The organism is Kitasatospora sp. NPDC001539, assembly GCF_040298565.1.
Taxonomy (GTDB): domain Bacteria; phylum Actinomycetota; class Actinomycetes; order Streptomycetales; family Streptomycetaceae; genus Kitasatospora.
The window spans coordinates 1-1,808 of sequence record NZ_JBEPAK010000468.1 but is presented as its reverse complement, the minus strand read 5'-3'; the positions used below and the strand labels follow the sequence as shown (position 1 = coordinate 1,808).

Below are 1,808 nucleotides of genomic sequence, written 5' to 3'. Positions count from 1 at the left end.
GGCACCGCGCCCCGGCCGGCCGCCCGCTGTTCCGGCAGCGGGCGTCACCGTGTTTCACCGGCCCGCCGCACCGGGCCGACCGGCCTCTCCCGCAGGGGCCGCACCGCACACGAGAGGAGTAACGGCGCCGCCCGACCAGCGCCGTACACAATCACCATGGCAACCATCCCGACCCTGGGCGCCGAGCGCACCGCCGGCCACACCGCTTCCCGCGCCGAGACCCGCGAGCTGCTCGGCAAGGCCACCTACGACCTGCTGGTGATCGGGGGCGGCATCCTCGGCACGGCCGTCGCCTGGACCGCGTCCCAGGCCGGTCTGAAGGTCGCCATGGTCGACTCCGGCGACTTCGCCGGCGCCACCTCCAGCGCCTCGTCCAAGCTCGTCCACGGCGGCCTGCGCTACCTGCAGACCGGCGCGGTGAAGCTCGTCGCGGAGAACCACAAGGAGCGTCGCGCGCTCTCCACCGACGTCGCGCCCCACCTGGTCAACCCGCTGACCTTCTTCGTGCCGGTCTACAAGGGCGGCCCGCACGGCGCCGCCAAGCTCGGCGCCGGCGTCTTCCTCTACTCGGCGCTGTCCGCCTTCCGCGACGGCATGGGCCGGGTCTCCACCGCCGCCCACGCCGCCCAGCAGGTGCCCGCGCTGCGCACCGAGGGCCTGCGCTCGGTGGCCGTCTACGGCGACCACCAGATGAACGACTCGCGCGTCGCGGTGATGACCGTCCGCGCCGCCGTCGACGCCGGCGCCGTGGTGCTCAACCACGCCGAGGTCACCGGCCTGCGCTTCACCGGCGGCCGGGTCACCGGCGCCGAGGTGCGCGACCGCCTGGACGGCACCGAGTTCGGCGTCAACGCCCGCCTGGTGCTCAACGCCACCGGCCCGTGGGTGGACCACCTGCGCAAGATGGAGGACGCCGGCGCCGCGCCGTCGATCCGCCTCTCCAAGGGCGCCCACGTCGTCGTCAAGCGCCGCGCCCCGTGGCGCGCCGCGCTGACCATCCCGATCGACAAGTACCGCGTCTCCTTCGCCATCCCGTGGGAGGACCACGTCCTGCTCGGCACCACCGACGAGGAGTACACCGGCGACCCGAAGGACGTCCGGGCCACCGACGCCGACATCGACCAGATCATGGGCGAGGCCGCGCACGCGATCCGCGACGAGCACCTCGACCGCGACCTGATCACCTACTCCTTCGCCGGCCTGCGCGTGCTGCCGGGCGGCCCGGGCGACACCGCCGCCGCCAAGCGCGAGACCGTCGTCACCGAGGGCCGCGGCGGCATGCTGTCGGTCTCCGGCGGCAAGTGGACCACCTACCGGCACATCGGCCGGACCGTCCTGGAGAAGCTGGCCCACGTGCCCGGCACCAGCCTCGGCGAGGACATGTCCCCGATCGCCCCGACCGTGCCGCTGCCGGGCGTCGGCGCGCCGAACGCGGTGGCGCACCGCCTGCTGATCGACCGCGAGCCGGGCTCGCGGATGGAGCCGCTGGTGGCCAAGCACCTGGCCAGCCACTACGGCACGCTCTCCTTCGAGATCGCCCGCCTGATCGACGAGAACCCGGAGCTCGGCCGGCCGATCCACGAGGACGGCCCGGACGTCTGGGCGCAGGTCGCGTACGCGGCCGACAACGAGTGGGCGTACACGGCGGACGACGTGCTGCGGCGCCGCACCACGATGACCGTGCGCGGTCTGGACACCCCGGAGATCCGGGCCGAGGTCGAGGCCTTCCTCGCCAAGCGCGCCAAGTAGGCCCTGAGCGCGGTTCCTCTGCGGCGGGCGGGCGTCCGGGGTTTCCCGGGGCGCCCGCC

At 74.2% G+C, this 1,808-nt stretch carries 1 protein-coding gene; it reads left to right on the top strand.

Annotated elements, in window-relative coordinates; all coding sequences use genetic code 11:
* The first annotated feature begins 156 nt into the window (after positions 1-156).
* Complete coding sequence (locus ABT247_RS33315; RefSeq protein ID WP_350750327.1) at positions 157-1,749, top strand: glycerol-3-phosphate dehydrogenase/oxidase; 1,593 nt, start codon at positions 157-159, stop codon at positions 1,747-1,749.
* Positions 1,750-1,808: the final 59 nt, after the last annotated feature.